This window comes from Brevundimonas sp., from assembly GCF_032107865.1.
Lineage (GTDB): Bacteria > Pseudomonadota > Alphaproteobacteria > Caulobacterales > Caulobacteraceae > Brevundimonas.
In genome coordinates, this window is sequence record NZ_DAMCNG010000049.1 from 1 (window position 1) to 15,683 (window position 15,683).

The window sequence follows — 15,683 nt, forward strand, 5'->3', positions numbered from 1 at the left end:
GCAGATGGGCACGGCTTTCGCCTCGAGCCCGGAATCGGCGGCGGATACGGCCTATAGAGCGGCCCTGTCTGGCGATGAAGCCGGGCGCACGCGGGTCAGCGCCGCCATCTCCGGCCGCCCGGCGCGCGGGCTGGAGAACGCCTTCATGCGCCGCGCCGATGAGACGAAGATCGCTGCCTATCCTTATGCTTACGACATCGGCAAGGCGCTGAACGCGGCGGCCAGGGCGAAGGGCGACAACGGCTACGCCCCGCACTGGGCCGGACAAGGCGCTCCGCTGGGCCGCGCCCTGCCCGCCGCCGAACTGGTCGCGACGCTTGAAAAGGAAACACGCGAGGCGATTGCGGGGCTCGCCCGCCTCTGATCCTTTCCGCTTATCTCGGCGAAGGCGTTACAGCCGCCCCGCCTCGCCCAGCTTGTCGATCATCCAGACCCGTGCGGGCGGCAAGGGCCGGTTCAGGGCGTGGAAGACGAACTGCTCAAGGAAGTGGCCGGTCAGCTCCAACCCCGCCTTCACGTCGCCTTCGCCCAGCCCCGCCTGCGCGCCCAGCATGAAGGGCGGCAGGGTCAGCAGCTTGTCGGCATAGGGCGCGCCCGCCTCGCGGCTGACGGCGCGGCCGGTGCGGGGGCTGACCCAGACCAGATCATCCATCGACCCCGTTGAGGCGCAGCGCGACAGATCAAGACCGAAGCCCAAGTCTTCCAGCAACCCGGCTTCGAACCGCACGAAGATGGCGGGCCAGACCTCGGGCACGGCGAACGCGCCCATCAGCGCCTCGAAGGCGTAGAAGGCGCCGGGATGCGGCTCCCGCTCCGGCAGGGCGCCCTGCGCCACCGCTGCGGCGGCGCTCAGTCCGGTCAGGGCCAGCGGATCGTCGAATAGGGCGGCAGGGCCTTCGCCTACAGGCTCCAGCCGCGCCGAGCCTAGCTGATCCGACGTCCGCGACCGCAGATCGGCCACGACCCGCGCGCCGGGCTGAAGGAAGGGTCGCATCCGGCGCGACGCCCCGCCGGCGACATAGGCGGCGCGGCGGCCATGATGCTCAGTCAGCAGGTCGACCACCGCCCCCGTATCGCCATGCGCCCGCGCCGACAGCACGAAGGCGTCGTCCTGAACCTCCATCAGTCGGCCTTGATGGCGTCGACGACGGCGCGCGCCTTGTCGTTCGGCACGGCGAAGCTGAGGACGTATTGCTCGATCTTCCAGCCGTTGTCGGTCAGGCGCAGCACGCCCGAACCGCGCGTGGTCCCATAGGCGTCGTTGTCCAGCACCTCGTCGAACCAGGCGACGCAGCGGCACTCGATCGGGGCGATGGTCACGGTCCGCGCTGTCTGGCGATAGGTCCAGCCCTTGCCTTGCGAGAAATAGGGCATGGCGTAGGCGCGGAACTCCGGCAGGCTCCACCGCTCCCCCGCATCAGTGCCGATGAAGCGAGCGTCCGGCGTGAAGGTCGCGAAATAGGCCTCGCCGTCCGCCACCGAGGCGGCGGCGTGCATGGCGTCCAGCGTGTGCTCGACAGGCGCGGTCTCTGGACTAGTCTCTGGGGACGCGGCGGACAGTTGGAGCATCATCAGGGCGGCGGTGATCATGGCTTTGTTCTAGTCCTGTTCCGTCAATGGGGGAAGCGCCGGGAAACGACACTCGCCTCGCGCGTTCCGCCTCCATCCGAAGGAGGGTCTCATGAAGATCGTCACCAGCCTCAGCTTTCAGGGCCAGTGTCGCGAGGCGCTGGAGTTCTACGCCCGCGTGCTGGGCGGAAAGGTCACGGCCGCCTTTCCGTTCGGCGACGGCCCGCCCGACATGCCGGTCGATCCCAAATACAAGGACTGGCTGATGCACGGCTGGTTGGAGGTCGGGGACCAGGCCATCATGGGAGCCGACCTGCCGCCCGAGTTCGCGCCGAACATCGACAAGCCCAAGAACGGCTTCGACGTGTCGTATCACACCGACGACCTCGCCAAGGCTCGCGAGGTGTTCGGCGCCCTGTCCGAAGGGGGCAAGGTCGGCATGGCCTTCGCCGAAACCTTCTGGTCGCCCGGCTTCGGCAGCCTGACCGACCGGTTCGGCATTCCGTGGATGGTCAACACCAACCCGGCGGCGGACTGGAAACCCGGCGGTTGACGCCTTTGTGATCACGGACTGTTACGACCAAAGCCGTATTGGAATCAGGGTGATGCGGCGCCTATGTCCGCGTCGTTCCTTGAGCCCTCCCCGGCTCCAGTCGTCAGGTTTGCGATGTCCCGCGTCCGTAACGCCGCCCTTAAGTCGAAGATCATGTCCGCCCAGGACGCCGCCGCCCTGATCCCGGCCAACTCGACGGTGGGCATGAGCGGCTTCACCGGCTCGGGCTACCCCAAGGTCGTGCCCATGGCCCTGGCCGAGCGGATCGAAGCCGAGCACGCGGCGGGAAACCCGTTCAAGCTGAAGGTCTGGACCGGCGCCTCGACCGGGCCGGAGTTGGACGGCGCACTGGCCAAGGCCGACGGTATCGAGTTCCGCCTGCCCTATAACTCCGACCCGATCGCCCGCGAAAAGATCAACAAAGGCGAGATGGAATATCTCGACATGCACCTGTCGCAGGTGGCGCCGGTCGCCTGGCAGGGCTTCCTCGGCCCGCTGGAGACGGCAGTGGTCGAGGTGTCGGGCATCCGCGAGGACGGCGCGCTGATCCCCTCGTCCTCCATCGGCAACAACAAGACCTGGCTGGACCGCGCCGACCGCATCATCCTGGAGGTCAACAGCTGGCAGAACGCAGCGCTGGAGGGGATGCACGACATCTACTACGGCACGGCCCTGCCGCCCGCCCGCGTGCCGATCCCGCTGACCAAGCCGACGGACCTGATCGGCGAGACGGTCTTCCGCGTTGATCCGTCGAAGATCGCCGCCATTGTCGAGACGGACAGCCCCGACCGCAACCTGCCCTTCGCTGCACCGGACGCCTCAGCCAATGCCATCGCCGGGCACCTGATCGAGTTCCTGCAGCATGAGGTGAAGCTGGGCCGCCTGCCCGCCCATCTGCTGCCGCTGCAATCAGGCGTGGGCAATGTCGCCAACGCGGTGCTGGCCGGCCTTCAGGACAGTCCTTTCGAGAACCTGACCGCCTATACGGAGGTGCTGCAGGACGGAATGCTGGACCTGCTGGACTCAGGGAAACTGACCGTCGCCTCGGCCACCGCCTTCTCGCTCAGCCCCGAGGCCGCCGCCGACCTGAACAGCCGCATGGACCAGTTCCGCGGCAAGATCATCCTGCGCCCGCAGGAGATCTCGAACCACCCGGAGATCATCCGCCGCCTCGGCTGCATCGCCATGAACGGCCTGATCGAGGCCGACATCTACGGCAACGTCAACTCGACCCACGTCATGGGCTCGCGCATCCAGAACGGCATCGGCGGTTCGGGCGACTTTGCGCGCAACGCCTACATCTCCTGCTTCGTCACGCCCTCGACGGCCAAGGGCGGCAAGATCTCGGCCATCGTCCCCATGGCCAGCCACGTCGACCACATCACTCAGGACGTTCAGGTCATCGTCACCGAACAAGGCTTGGCCGACCTGCGCGGCCTGTCGCCCAAGCAGCGCGCCCAGGTCATCATCGCCAACTGCGCCCACCCCGACTATCGCGACGCGCTGAGCGACTATTACGCCCGTGCGCTGAAGGGCTCCTACGGCCTGCAATCGCCGCATCTGCTCACCGAGGCGCTGTCGTGGCACCAGCGGTTCATCGAGACAGGTTCGATGAAGCCCTGATCGGCCTCAGCGCGCCAGCGCCGCCGGGAAAGGACGCCCCAGAGCCTCGGCCATCGCCTGCTGATTGATGAGCAGCACCTGATCGCGCAGGTGATAGTTGTTGGACAGCACCACCACCGTCACCTCCTGATCCGGCTGATAGGAGACCAGGTTGCGGAACCCCGCCCAGCTGCCCGTGTGGTAAATCTGGCGATCGCTGAACGGCGATGATGTCCGCTCGCCCAAAGCGCTAACGTAGATGCCGTAGCCATAGGCCCGATGCGGGCCGCGTCGCTCGGGCATGTCGTCCGGGGCATGATCGGCGATCAGGTCGTCATAGGCCTTGTCGCTCAGGATATGACCCTGATGCAGGGAGCGGTTCCAGGCCAGCACGTCGTCCAGCGTCGAATACAGGGCCCCGGCGCCGGCCACGACGCTGACGTTGGCGATAGGCTGGGGCGTCAGACCGGCCGGAAACAGACCGTAGCCCATGGCCAGACCCTGGGCGTCGTTATTCACGTCCGAACCGGTGTCCTTCATGCCCAGAGGCTTGAGGATCGCCTGCTCCATATAGGTCTCGAACGGCTGGCCGCTGGCCCTGGATACGATCTCGGCCGCCAGATTGAAGGCGGCGTTGTTGTAGCGAACCTTCGTCCCCGGCTCGAACTGCAGACCATAGCGGGCCGAGGTCTCGGTCAGTTCCTGCGGCGTGCGGTGGGTGACGCGAATACGCCCCCACTCGGCCTGGGCCATCACGTCCGGAATGCCCGAGGTGTGCGACAACAGGTGATGGATACGCAGCGGCCGCCAGGCGTCAGGACACGGCTCGATCCATTTGCAGACAGGATCGTCAACCGACAGCTTACCCTCGTCCTGAAGCTTCAGGACCGCGACGGCGGTGAATTGCTTGGACACCGAGGCCAGGCGGAAACGGGTATCCAGGGCGAAGGGCGTGTCCTGCTCATAGTTCGCCTTGCCATAGACCTGACGGAACAGAACCTGGTCGCCCCTGGCCACCAGGACGGCGCCGGTGAACTGCTTGCTGGCCGCCAGATGGTCCAGTCGTTCCTTCAACTGCGGCAAGGCCTCGACCACCTCGACCGGCGGACGCTTGGGCAGGTCTGTCCGATAGACGGCGGCCGCCTGGGTTTCCGGCGCGACAGCCTTCACGAACCACGCGCCCGCCCCGGCCGAGATCAGGCCAGCGACGACGAGGGAACCGAGGAACCAGGGCCTTCCGCCCGCGGTCTTGGGAACGATGAACACGAGACTAGACGTCAAACTCCAGGCCGAACTGGGCGTACAATGCCTTTGAGTCTTGCCATTTGGGATCGACTTTGACGGTCAAAAACAGGTGAACGGGCCGATCCAGGATCTCGATCAGCTCCTCGCGCGCCTTCTGGCCGATCCATTTCAGGGTCTGGCCGCCCTTGCCCAGGACGATCGGGCGCTGGCTTTCGCGCTCGACATAGATGGTCTGTTCGATGCGGGCCGAGCCGTCCGCCTTGTCCTCGAACGAGGTCGTCTCGACCGCCGCCGAATAGGGCAGTTCCTCGTGAACGCGCAGATAGACCTTCTCGCGGGTGATCTCGGCGGCCAGGACGCGCAGGGGCACGTCCGCCGACTGATCTTCCGGGTACAGCCACGGCCCCTCGGGCATGGCCAGGGCCAGGCGCGTCTTCAGGTCGTCCACGCCGTCGCCGCTGAGCGCCGAGATCATGAAGACCTCAGAATAGACGCCCGTCTCGAACAGGCGCTGCGACAGGGCCAGCAGGGTGTCGCGGCGCATGCCGTCGATCTTGTTCAGCGCCAGGATGACCTTGGTATCCGTCGCCTTCAGATTGGCGATGATGGTCTCGGTGTCCTCGGCCGAGCGACGGTCGGCGGCGGTGCCTTCGCGACCTTCAGCGTCGATATGCGACTGGGCGTCGATCAGGTGGACGACCACGTCGGCGTCCTGCGCCCCGCCCCAGGCCGAGGCGACCATGGCGCGATCCAGGCGGCGGCGCGGGGTGAAGATGCCGGGGGTGTCCACCAGCACGATCTGGGCGTCGCCCTTGATGGCGATGCCGCGCACGGGGAAGCGCGTGGTCTGGACCTTCTGGGTGACGATGGAGACCTTGGAGCCGGTCAACCGGTTCACCAGCGTCGACTTGCCCGCATTGGGCGCGCCGATGATGGCGGCGAAGCCCGCGCGCTGGCCGGTGATCTCGGTGTTTTCGGTGGTCTCGGTCAAATTACGTCTTCTCGTTTCAATAGGGCGATGGCGGCGGCCTTTTCCGCCTCCTGTCGCGAACGTCCCTGGGCGCGGGCCGGTTCATAGCCGGTCACCGTCGCCTCGACCGTGAAGGTCGGCGCGTGATCAGATCCGGTGCGCTGGACCACTTCATAGGTCGGCAGCGGTCGGCCCTGGCCTTGCGCCCATTCCTGCAGGGCGGACTTGGGGTTGGTCACCGCCGCACTCGGAGGCGCGGCCAATTCTTCGGCCCAGGCGCGCTCGAACACGGACTGGGCGGCGATCAGACCGCCGTCGCGATAGACGGCCGCCAGGATCGCTTCCACAGCATCGGCGATGACTCCGGCCTTTCTGCGGCCGCCGGTCTTGGTCTCGCCGGGAGACAGGCGCAGGGCGTCGCCGACGCCCAGACGTTCGCCCACGCGGGCGCAGGCGCTCTTGTCCACCAGGGCGTGCAGACGGGCGGACAGCTGCCCCTCGTCCGCCGCCGGGAAGTCGCGCACCAGACGGTCCGCGACCAGCAAGCCCAGCACCCGGTCGCCCAGGAACTCCAGCCGCTCATTGTCGGCGGGCGTCTGCGGGCCCGCCCCCTCGCCCACGCTGGAGTGGGTCAGGGCGCGCTCCAGCAGGGAGGCGTCCTCAAAGTCATGCCCCAGACGCTGACGCAGGGCCGCCACGGCCTCGGCGCGCACGTTCGTGCGTCCGCCGGCCATCAGTCGAGGATCTTGAAGAACCGGCTGAAGCGCACATTGGCGAACCAGCTGACCGGATTGAACAGCGAAGCGCCCGGCGTCCACGAGAACATGATGATCTCGGCCTTGCCGACCAGGTTCTCGGCCGGGACCATGCCCACGCCGGCCGACATCTCGACGCGGCTGTCGATCGAGTTGTCGCGGTTGTCGCCCATCATGAAGTAGTGACCGGCCGGCACCTCATACAGCGGCGTGTCGTCCAGATCGCCGCCGGGACCGAAGTCCTGCGTCATGAAGGTGCGGCCGCCCGGCAGGGTCTCGCGCACCTGGGTCACGGCGCGCGGGCCGAACATGTCGGCCATCTGGGCGCTGCTGACCACCACGTCCTGAACCGGCGCGCCGTTGATGTAGAGCTTGTTGGCGATCATCTGCACCTTGTCGCCCGGCAGGCCGATCACGCGCTTGATGTAATCGGTCTTGTTGTCGCGCGGCAGCTTGAACACGGCGATGTCGCCGCGCTCGGGCCCCTTGCCCAGGATGCGGCCGTTGAACACCGGCGGGCTGAACGGGATCGAGTGCTTGGAATAGCCGTACGACCACTTCGACACGACGATGTAGTCGCCCTCGTACAGGTTCGGCTCCATCGAGGCCGACGGGATGGTGAAGGGCTGGAACAGCAGCACACGCAGCACCAGCGCGATCAGCAAGGCGAAAACGACGGTCTTGATGATCTCGACCGTTTCGTTGCTCGCGGACTTTTCTTTCTTCACTCGCTTGGCCTTCCTGGCGCGCCGGGGCGCATAGATCGGTGTCTCGCTGTCGAGGGCTTCGGGGTCGTCCCCCATGTCGAAGGGGGCATCGCCGTCATCGCTCCAGATCGGCCGTTGCTCAGCCGGATCGAGGGCTGTGTCGGCCGCTCCGCCGTTCGCCTTGGGGTCGTCGCTCATCGTCTGCTCGAATCCCCCGCCGAACGCGGGGTTTGAAGGTCGAGGCGTAGTCGCTGAACCCGCCGCGAGCAAGACTCTGGATGATGAAGGAACCGCAACCTTCGCAGCGGCGTCAGGCCTTGGGCAGGGCTTCGATCACCACGAAGGCCAGGGCGTAAGGGTGCTCGTCGCTGAGGGTCAGGTGAATGCGGGCCTCATGGCCCGGCGGCGTCAGGCGGGCCAGATGCTCGGCCGCATGTCCGGTCAGGGCCAGGGTCGGCTGGCCGGACGGCAGGTTCACCACCCCCATGTCGCGCCAATAGACGTCAGACCGCATCCCGGTGCCCAGGGCCTTGGCGCAGGCCTCCTTGGCGGCGAAGCGCTTGGCGTAGCTCCACGCCGGATCGGCCTTGCGGTCCGAACGGGAGCGCTCCAGTTCGGTAAAGACGCGCTGCTTGAAACGGTCGCCGAAACGATCCAGCGACGCCTGGATGCGCCGGATGTCCGACAGGTCCGCGCCGACGCCGATGATCATGACCCCGATCCTGAAATCGCCTCGTCCATCGCCGCGCGCATCCGGCGGATGGCGGCGTCCAGGCCGACGAAGACCGCCTCGCCGATCAGGAAGTGGCCGATGTTCAGCTCGACGATCTCACGGATGGCCAGAACCTCGCCCGCCGAGGCGTAGTCGAGGCCGTGGCCGGCGTGGACCTCCAGCCCCAGAATGTCCGCCTGCGCGGCGGCGGCGGCCAGACGGTCAAATTCGGCCGCGCGCACGGCCGGATCGGTCAGGTGGCAATAGCGGCCGGTGTGGAACTCCACCACCTGGGCGCCCACGGCGGCGGCGGCCTCGACCTGATCCTCGGACGGTTCGATGAACAGGCTGACGCGGATTCCGGCGTCCGACAGGGCCTTCACCACCGGGGCGATGCGGGCCTCGTGACCGGCGACGGCCAGACCGCCCTCGGTCGTCACCTCCTCACGGCGCTCCGGCACCAGGCAGGCGGCGTGCGGACGGTGGCGCAGGGCGATGGACAGCATTTCCTCTGTCACCGCCATCTCGAAGTTCAGCGGTTTGTCCGCGCGACGGCACAGGGCCGTCAGCACGTCGATGTCGGCGTCGGTGATGTGACGGCGATCCTCGCGCAGGTGAGCGGTGATGCCGTCGGCCCCCGCCGCCAGCGCCGCCTCAGCCGCGCGGGCCGGGTCGGGATGAGCGCCGCCGCGCGCGTTACGAACCGTGGCGACGTGGTCGATATTGACGCCCAGACGAACCCGCTGACGCTTCATCCCGTTCTCTCTTCTCTACTTCGACAGCCGGCGGCTGCCGGGATCCTCGACCGGCAGGGCGGCCAGTTCCGGCGGCAGGGCGTCGGCCGGATAGGCCGGCACCTCCATCGAGGCCAGGGCGATCAGGGGCACGCCCACATCGACCTTGCCGCCCGAACGGTCGACGATGCAGGCGGCGGCGACGACTTCGCCGCCCGCCTTCTGGATCGCGGCAATGCATTCGCGCGACGACAAGCCCGTGGTGACGATGTCCTCGACCATGACGATCTTCTCGCCCGGCTCGACCGAGAAGCCCCGACGCAGCTTGAACTCGCCGCCTTCGCGCTCGACGTACATGGAGCGCACGTTCAGGTGCTTGGCCGTCTCATAGCCGGGGATGATGCCGCCCACGGCAGGCGAGATCGCCGCATCAACCGGGCCGACCGTGGCGACGATCTTTTCCGCCAGCGCCTTGCACAGACGCGCACAGCGGGCGCCGTCCATGAAGACCAGGTTCTTCTGCAGGAAGACCGGGCTATGCAGGCCGGACGAGAGGACGAAATGGCCTTCGCGCAGGGCGCCGGCGTCGCGGAATTCGTTGAGGACGTCTTCAGTGTTCATGAAAGCGGTCCTTAGACCCTGCAGCGGCCGCCCTCAACCCGCGCCCTATTTGATCTCGCAGTTGGGCTTCAGCCCGCCTTCCAGCAGCTTGGCCCAGACCGTCTCGGCGTCGTCGGCGAAGGCGAACAGGTTCATGTCCGACGCCTTGACCATGCCGTGCTCGATCAGAACGTCGAAGTTGATGACCGAGCGCCAATAAGCCTCGTCGAACAGGACGATGGGAATCGGCGGTGCCTTGTCCGTCTGGCGCAGGGTCAGGATCTCGAACAGTTCGTCCAGCGTGCCGAAGCCGCCGGGGAAGACCACCAGCGCGTTGGCCCGCATCGCTAGGTGCATCTTGCGCATGGCGAAGTAGTGGAACTGGAACGTCAGTTCCGGCGTCGACCAGGGGTTCGGGAACTGCTCGTGCGGCAGGGTGACGTTGAAGCCGATCGACGGCGCCCCGGCCTCGTGCGCGCCCTGGTTGGCGGCCTGCATGATGCCCGGCCCGCCGCCGGTGGCGATGACGTTGTCGCGCACCTCGCCCGGCTCGCCCCGGAAGGCGCCGCCGCGTTCAGAGGCGATGCGGCCGAACTCGCGCGCCTGCTCGTACCAATAGGCATGGCGGCCGTCGCCGTTCACGCCGACGCGGGCGCTGCCGAAGACGACGATGGTCGAACGTACGCCCCAGGCCTTCAGCGCCTGCTCGGCCTTTTCATACTCCATCAGGAAGCGCACGCCGCGCATCGACTCGCCCAGCAGGAAGTCCTGATCCAGGGCGGCCAGACGATAGGAGGGCGAGGCCATCTGGGCCTCGTTGGCGAGCTTCTGTTGTTCGGGAGACATGACGGCCTTGTCGTAAAACACAAAGAGGCGGCGGCGTTCAGCCGCGCGCGCGGTCGACGGTGTCGACGGACGGATTGGCCCGAAGGGCCGCGATGATCATGGTCGCATGGCGGGCGTCTTCAACCTCCACGTCGATATCGACGTCGAAGAAGTCCTGCTGGCGGTGCGCCATGCTGAGATTGAGGATGTTGCCGCCCGCCTCGCCGATGATGGTGGCGACCTGGCCCAGAACGCCGGGGGCGTTCTTGATCGTCGCATGCAGCTTGACCGACCCAACGGCGCTGCGCTCGGCCTGAGGGGTCCATTGCAGATCCTGCCAGACGGAATCGTCGTCGGCGAAGTCAGCCAGGGTCTGGCAGTCGATGGTGTGGACCGTCAGCCCCTTGTCCGGCTCAAGGATGCCGACGATGCGATCGCCCGGCACCGGCGAACAACACTGGCCGAAGTGGATGCTGACGCCGGGCGTCAGACCGCTGCCGCGCACGAACAGGCGCGGCGATTCCGCGCCGATGCGCTTGCGCTCGGGTCCGGCCTTCAACTGGCCTTTCAGCGCCGGGAACAGGGTCTCGGCCACGCGCGTGGCGGTCAGGCGGCCCCGGCCGATGGCGTCGAACATGTCGTCTTCGGACGGCATGGCGAAGGTCTTCAGCACCTCCGTCAGCTTGACGTCGGCCAGCGACTTGCTCGCCCGCTCCAGCGTCTGCTCCAGCGTCGTCTTGCCCAGACGCACGAACTCTTCGCGCTCGGAGGTGCGGATGTGGCGGCGGATGGCCGAACGAGCGCGGCCCGTGACCGTCAGGCTGCGCCAGTCGGTCGGCACCTCGCGCTTGGTCCCGCGAATGATCTCGACTACGTCGCCGTTCTGAAGCGCCGTGCGCATGGGCTTCAGCTCGCCGTTGATCTTCACCCCAACGGCCGTGTCGCCGACCTCGGTGTGGACGGCATAGGCGAAGTCCAGCGGCATCCCGCCGCGCGGCAGGGTGATCAGCGTCCCCTTGGGCGTGAAGACGAAGACCTGATCCAGATACATTTCGAGCTTGGCGTGCTCGACCCAGTCCTCGCCCCCCTCCCCGTGCTCGATCACCTGAACCAGATGGCGCAGGTTCAGCAGGGGATCGCGACCGCCGTCCGCCTCCATCGCCTCACGGTCGAAGCCATAGGACTGGTTCTTGTAGGCCCAGTGCGCCGCCACCCCGTCCTCGGCCACGCGGTCCATGATCTCGGTGCGGATCTGCATCTCGATGCGCAGGCCGCCCGGCCCCACGACCGTGGTGTGCAGCGAGCGATAGTTGTTCGACTTGGGCGTCGAGATGAAGTCCTTGAACCGCTCCGGCACCATGGGCCAGGCGCGGTGGATCACGCCCAGGGCGCGGTAACAGTCGTCCTCGCTCTCAACGATGACGCGGAAGCCGTAGATGTCCGACAGGGACGAAAAGCCGACCGTCTTGCGCTGCAGCTTGCGCCAGATGGAATAGGGCGTCTTCTCACGGCCCTTGACCCGCGCGGCCAGGCCCGCCTCGGACAGCACCCGCTCGATCTCGGGCGAGACGGCCTCGATGGCGCTGCCGTTCTCAAGCTTCAGCGCCTCCAGGCGGCGCTGGATGGCGACGCGCGCCGTGGCGTTCAGATGCTCGAACGCCAGTTCTTCCAGCTCGGCGGCGATGGAGTGGATGCCGATCGACCGGCCCAGTGGGGCGTAGACTTCCAGCGTCTCGCGGCTGATACGCTCGCGCTTCTCCGGCTTCACGAAGTGAAGGGTGCGCATGTTGTGCAGGCGGTCGGCCAGCTTGACCAGCAGCACCCGCACGTCGCGCGAAATGGCCAGAATGAACTTACGCAGGTTCTCGGCCTGGCGCGTGTGCTCGGCCTGAAGCTCCAGCCGCGACAGCTTGGTCACGCCCTCGACCAGGACGGCGACCTCTTCGCCGAACATCTCGGCGATGTCCTCGCGCGTGGCCGAGGTGTCCTCGACCACATCGTGCAGCAAGGCGGTGACGATGGTCGCCGTGTCGAGGCGATAATCGGTCAGGATGCCCGCGACCTGGATGGGGTGGGCGAAATAGGGATCGCCCGAGGCCCGCAGCTGCGAGCCGTGCATCTTCATCGCATAGACATAGGCGCGGTTGAGCAGCGCCTCGTCGGCGGTCGGGTCATAGGCCTTGACCGCCTCGATCAATTCGAACTGGCGCATGATCGGCGCGCGTTTGGGTTCAGACAATGCAGGGCCTTCAGACGACTTCGGCGCCGCCCCAGCAGAGGGCGACGCCGACTTGTCTTGCAGATTCGCGGGTTGGTCCATCGGCGTGTCCGCCAGGGGCCGCGCCGTTGGGGGAGTGACGCCAGTGACCGGCTGCGCCGTCAGTAGCGTTCCTCCTGGCCCCCATCGCGATCGCTTTGCAGCGCGCGGATCAGTTCAGCCTCAGCCATGTTCATGTGCTGCGGCTCGGCCAGCAGGGCCACGACTTCGGCTTCATCCTCAGCCTCGGTGCGCTCGTCGACGCGCTGCAGGGTGGTGATGATGTTCTCGCGCAGCTCTTCCGGCATAACGGTCTCGTCGGCCAGTTCGCGCAGGGCCACGACCGGGTTCTTGTCGTTATCGCGGTCCAGCGTCAGCGGCGCGCCGTTGGCGATGTTGCGGGCGCGGTGGCCGGCCAGCAGAACCAGACCAAAGCGGTTCGGCACCTTCTCGATGCAGTCTTCGACAGTGACGCGGGCCATGAAATTCCTCTGGCGGCAGGGAGAACCGCACAAAATATAGGTTGAAAGCCGATTGTGCAACGCCGCGAAGGCGGTATTGGGGCCGGATCGGCGTGAGTTGCGCCTCCCCTCGCCCGATAGCCCGCCTCGCGTCAAGCCCTCGGCAGAGGTCGTGCGTCTTCGCCGACCGTGGCCGCCGCCGCCAGATCGCGCGCCCGACGGCCACAGACAGGGTGCGTCCAATCCGGCGCCACCTCGGCCAACGGTCCCATGACGAACAGCCGGTCCGCCGCGCGCGGGTGCGGCAGAATCAACCCGTTCAGATCACCGCTGAGACGCCCATAGGCGATCAGATCCAGATCCAAGGTTCGCGGCGCATTGCGCGCCGCCCGCACACGCCCGAACAGATCCTCGATCCGCCCCAAGGTCTGCATCAAGGTCGAGGCGTCATGAGTAGTACTGACCACGGCCACGCCGTTCAGGAAGGGCGGATCGCTGGGATCGGGCCAGGCCTGCGACGACCACCAGGACGAGCGGGCCAGCACATCCACCCCCTCGGCGCGAAAACGGGCCAGCGCCGCCTCCAGCGCCTCGACACAGGACGACCAATCGCCCTTGTCATTGCAACCCAGTGCGACGATGACTGCGGCGTCCAGATCGATCTCGCCCCAGGATTCCCCTGCGCCGTCATCGGTCGGGGCTTTCATTTTCTCGACCATATCGACGGACTCATATTCGTTCATGACCGACCACCCCGAAGACCGCATCGCCCTGTTCATCGACGGCGCCAACCTCTATTCGGCCGCGCGCGCCCTGAACTGCGATCTCGACTTCAAGAAGCTCTCGACCTGGTTCGTCGGCGAAGGCCGATTGATCCGCGCCTATTATTACACGGCGATCGTCGAGGGCGAAGAATTCTCGCCCGTGCGGCCGCTGGTCGACTGGCTCGACTACAACGGCTTCACCGTGGTGACCAAGCCGGTCAAGCGCTTCACCGACGCCCAGGGCCACAGCCGCATCAAGGGCAATATGGACATGGAGATCGCTGTGGACATGCTGGAGCTGGCGCCGCGCCTGGATCAGGCGGTGCTGTTCTCGGGCGACGGCGACTTCCGCCGCGTGGTGCAGGCCCTGCAGGCCAAGGGCGTGCGCGTCACCGTCGTCTCGACGGTCAAGAGCCAGCCGCCCCAGATTTCCGACGACCTGCGCCGTCAGGCCGACGCCTTCATCGACCTGGCCGACATCATGAACCAGGTCGGTAAACCCAAGGCCGCGATGAATCAGGGCGTGACCCGCACCCTGGACCGGAGCGATCGCGCGTGAGCGCAGCGTTGAACCCGGAACCGGCGCGCGACTGCCCCCTGTGCCCGCGCCTGGTCGAGTATCGCGCCGAGAACGCGCGTCAGAACCCGGACTGGTGGAACGGCCCTGCGCCCTCGTTCGGCGATCCGAACGCGCGCCTGCTGATCGCAGGCCTGGCGCCGGGCCGCACCGGCGCCAATCGGACCGGACGCCCCTTCACCGGGGACCACGCCGGCTGGCTGCTGTACGACACGCTGAAGAAGACGGGCTTCGCGCAGGGCCGCTATGATCCTGACGGCCATGACGACCTGACGCTGATCGACTGCATGATCACCAACGCCGTGCGCTGCGCCCCGCCGCAGAACAAGCCGACAGCGACAGAAGAAAACACCTGCCGTCCCTTTCTAGTGGATCGGCTGACCGCCCTGCCCCGACTGAAGGTGATCGTGACGTTGGGCGACGTGTCGCGGCGCAGCATCCTGCGCACCCTGGGCTATCCCGGCTCGGCCATTCCGGCAGGACATGGCGTCGAGGGCCAGGTCGGTCCCTATACGCTGATCAACAGCTATCACTGCTCGCGGCTGAACACGAATACGGGGCGTCTGACGGCAGAGATGTTCGAAGACATCTTCATCCGCGCCAGAGCGGCGCTGGAAGCCTGAAGCCTCAGCCCCCGGCGATGTCCCCGGCGACCATCACCGGGGCGGCCGGCTCGCGGAAATAGCGATCGATGCCCTCGGCGACCGAGCGCATCAGGCGGCGGCGAGCGCGTTCGTCGCTCAGGACGCGCTCGTCCTCGGGGTTGGTGATGAAGCCCATCTCCAGCAGCACCGCCGGCACGTCGGGCGCCAGCAGGACGGCCAGACCCGCATCGCGATGGCTACGGCGCAACAGCGGATGGTTGTCGCCCTCGATATGGGTCAACAGCACCCGCGCAAACTGGGCCGAGCGGTTCTGGGTCGCGCGCTGGGTCATGTCCAGCAGGATGCGGTCGACCGACGGGTCGCGCCCCGGAAGGCGCAGGTCGCGCTGCCAGTCATCGCCTTTGGTGAACTCGCGCACCGCTCGCCCGGCGCCCTGTTCGGACAGGGTGTAGACGCTGGCGCCGCGCAGAGCCGGGTCCGTGCCCGCATCGGCGTGCAGGGAGATGAACAGGTCGGCGCCCGCATCACGCGCGATCTGCACCCGGCGGCCGTGGACCACATAGACATCGCCGTCGCGGGTCAGGCGCACGCGATAACGGCCGGTGCGCTCCAGCGCGGCTTTCAGCTCGCGCGCGGCGGCCAGGGTGACGGCCTTTTCCTGAACATGCTGGCCCCGGGCGCCCGGATCGCGGCCGCCGTGGCCGGCGTCGATGACGATCAGGGGCTTTTCAGCGCGAGCCTGCTCGC

General features: G+C 67.1%; 19 protein-coding genes. 5 read left to right on the forward strand and 14 right to left on the reverse strand.

Annotation, left to right across the window (positions count from 1 at the left end; all coding sequences use genetic code 11):
* Nucleotides 1-364 (forward strand): nitronate monooxygenase (locus RT567_RS06370; protein WP_313575118.1); only part of this gene is annotated, 364 nt, incomplete at its 5' end.
* Nucleotides 365-391: 27 nt separating this feature from the next.
* Here RT567_RS06370 and recO read toward each other — a convergent pair.
* Both recO and RT567_RS06380 read right to left on the reverse strand, forming a co-directional pair.
* Nucleotides 392-1,123, reverse strand: a complete 732-nt coding sequence (gene recO, locus RT567_RS06375; protein ID WP_003168120.1) for a DNA repair protein RecO — start codon at nt 1,121-1,123, stop codon at nt 392-394.
* Nucleotides 1,123-1,590 (reverse strand): nuclear transport factor 2 family protein, encoded by a 468-nt coding sequence (locus tag RT567_RS06380; protein ID WP_313575121.1) that lies wholly within the window; start codon nt 1,588-1,590, stop codon nt 1,123-1,125. Before RT567_RS06380 ends, recO begins: the two co-directional genes overlap by 1 nt.
* 91 nt (nt 1,591-1,681) lie before the next feature.
* Between RT567_RS06380 and RT567_RS06385 the strand changes: the two genes are divergently transcribed.
* Both RT567_RS06385 and RT567_RS06390 read left to right on the forward strand, forming a co-directional pair.
* Nucleotides 1,682-2,122 carry a VOC family protein gene (locus tag RT567_RS06385; protein ID WP_313575123.1) on the forward strand — a complete coding sequence of 147 codons (441 nt, stop codon included), beginning with the start codon at nt 1,682-1,684 and terminating at the stop codon, nt 2,120-2,122.
* Between the two features lie 114 nt (nt 2,123-2,236).
* Nucleotides 2,237-3,745 carry an acetyl-CoA hydrolase/transferase family protein gene (locus RT567_RS06390; RefSeq protein ID WP_409516153.1) on the forward strand — a complete coding sequence of 503 codons (1,509 nt, stop codon included), beginning with the start codon at nt 2,237-2,239 and terminating at the stop codon, nt 3,743-3,745.
* Between the two features lie 6 nt (nt 3,746-3,751).
* Here the strand turns inward: RT567_RS06390 and RT567_RS06395 are convergent, their stop codons facing one another.
* The 11 genes from RT567_RS06395 to folK all read right to left on the reverse strand — a co-directional run bounded on the left by RT567_RS06395 (nt 3,752) and on the right by folK (nt 13,733).
* Nucleotides 3,752-4,894: a serine hydrolase domain-containing protein gene (locus RT567_RS06395; protein WP_313575127.1), complete on the reverse strand. Its 1,143-nt coding sequence runs from the start codon at nt 4,892-4,894 to the stop codon at nt 3,752-3,754.
* A gap of 100 nt (nt 4,895-4,994) precedes the next feature.
* Nucleotides 4,995-5,960: a GTPase Era gene (gene era, locus RT567_RS06400; RefSeq protein WP_313575129.1), complete on the reverse strand. Its 966-nt coding sequence runs from the start codon at nt 5,958-5,960 to the stop codon at nt 4,995-4,997.
* Nucleotides 5,957-6,673 carry a ribonuclease III gene (gene rnc, locus RT567_RS06405; RefSeq protein WP_313575130.1) on the reverse strand — a complete coding sequence of 239 codons (717 nt, stop codon included), beginning with the start codon at nt 6,671-6,673 and terminating at the stop codon, nt 5,957-5,959. The genes era and rnc overlap by 4 nt, the downstream gene beginning before the upstream one ends.
* The gene (gene lepB / locus RT567_RS06410; RefSeq protein ID WP_313575132.1) at nt 6,673-7,599 is read right to left on the reverse strand and encodes a signal peptidase I; all 927 of its coding nucleotides are present in this window, start codon (nt 7,597-7,599) and stop codon (nt 6,673-6,675) included. The genes rnc and lepB overlap by 1 nt, the downstream gene beginning before the upstream one ends.
* 112 nt (nt 7,600-7,711) lie before the next feature.
* A complete protein-coding gene (gene acpS, locus RT567_RS06415) occupies nt 7,712-8,113 on the reverse strand; it encodes a holo-ACP synthase (protein ID WP_128116208.1) in 402 nt (133 codons plus the stop codon).
* On the reverse strand, nt 8,110-8,868 hold the full coding sequence (locus RT567_RS06420; RefSeq protein ID WP_313575133.1) for a pyridoxine 5'-phosphate synthase: 759 nt from the start codon (nt 8,866-8,868) through the stop codon (nt 8,110-8,112). The genes acpS and RT567_RS06420 overlap by 4 nt, the downstream gene beginning before the upstream one ends.
* 15 nt (nt 8,869-8,883) lie before the next feature.
* A complete protein-coding gene (pyrE, locus tag RT567_RS06425) occupies nt 8,884-9,468 on the reverse strand; it encodes an orotate phosphoribosyltransferase (protein WP_313575135.1) in 585 nt (194 codons plus the stop codon).
* 45 nt (nt 9,469-9,513) lie between these two features.
* The gene (locus tag RT567_RS06430; protein ID WP_125899810.1) at nt 9,514-10,293 is read right to left on the reverse strand and encodes a TIGR00730 family Rossman fold protein; all 780 of its coding nucleotides are present in this window, start codon (nt 10,291-10,293) and stop codon (nt 9,514-9,516) included.
* A 37-nt stretch (nt 10,294-10,330) separates the two neighbouring features.
* The gene (locus RT567_RS06435) at nt 10,331-12,484 is read right to left on the reverse strand and encodes a bifunctional (p)ppGpp synthetase/guanosine-3',5'-bis(diphosphate) 3'-pyrophosphohydrolase (protein WP_313575137.1); all 2,154 of its coding nucleotides are present in this window, start codon (nt 12,482-12,484) and stop codon (nt 10,331-10,333) included.
* Nucleotides 12,485-12,651: 167 nt separating this feature from the next.
* On the reverse strand, nt 12,652-13,011 hold the full coding sequence (gene rpoZ / locus RT567_RS06440; RefSeq protein ID WP_313575139.1) for a DNA-directed RNA polymerase subunit omega: 360 nt from the start codon (nt 13,009-13,011) through the stop codon (nt 12,652-12,654).
* A 131-nt stretch (nt 13,012-13,142) separates the two neighbouring features.
* The gene (folK, locus tag RT567_RS06445; protein WP_313575141.1) at nt 13,143-13,733 is read right to left on the reverse strand and encodes a 2-amino-4-hydroxy-6-hydroxymethyldihydropteridine diphosphokinase; all 591 of its coding nucleotides are present in this window, start codon (nt 13,731-13,733) and stop codon (nt 13,143-13,145) included.
* On the opposite strand from folK, the gene RT567_RS06450 reads away from it, so the two are divergent.
* Together RT567_RS06450 and RT567_RS06455 are read left to right on the forward strand one after the other, a co-directional pair.
* Nucleotides 13,732-14,313, forward strand: a complete 582-nt coding sequence (locus RT567_RS06450; RefSeq protein ID WP_313575143.1) for an NYN domain-containing protein — start codon at nt 13,732-13,734, stop codon at nt 14,311-14,313. The genes folK and RT567_RS06450 overlap by 2 nt on opposite strands.
* Nucleotides 14,310-14,954: a uracil-DNA glycosylase gene (locus tag RT567_RS06455; RefSeq protein WP_313575144.1), complete on the forward strand. Its 645-nt coding sequence runs from the start codon at nt 14,310-14,312 to the stop codon at nt 14,952-14,954. The genes RT567_RS06450 and RT567_RS06455 overlap by 4 nt, the downstream gene beginning before the upstream one ends.
* 4 nt (nt 14,955-14,958) lie before the next feature.
* Here RT567_RS06455 and RT567_RS06460 read toward each other — a convergent pair.
* Nucleotides 14,959-15,683: N-acetylmuramoyl-L-alanine amidase (locus RT567_RS06460; RefSeq protein ID WP_313575146.1), on the reverse strand; the 725-nt coding region annotated here is incomplete at its 5' end.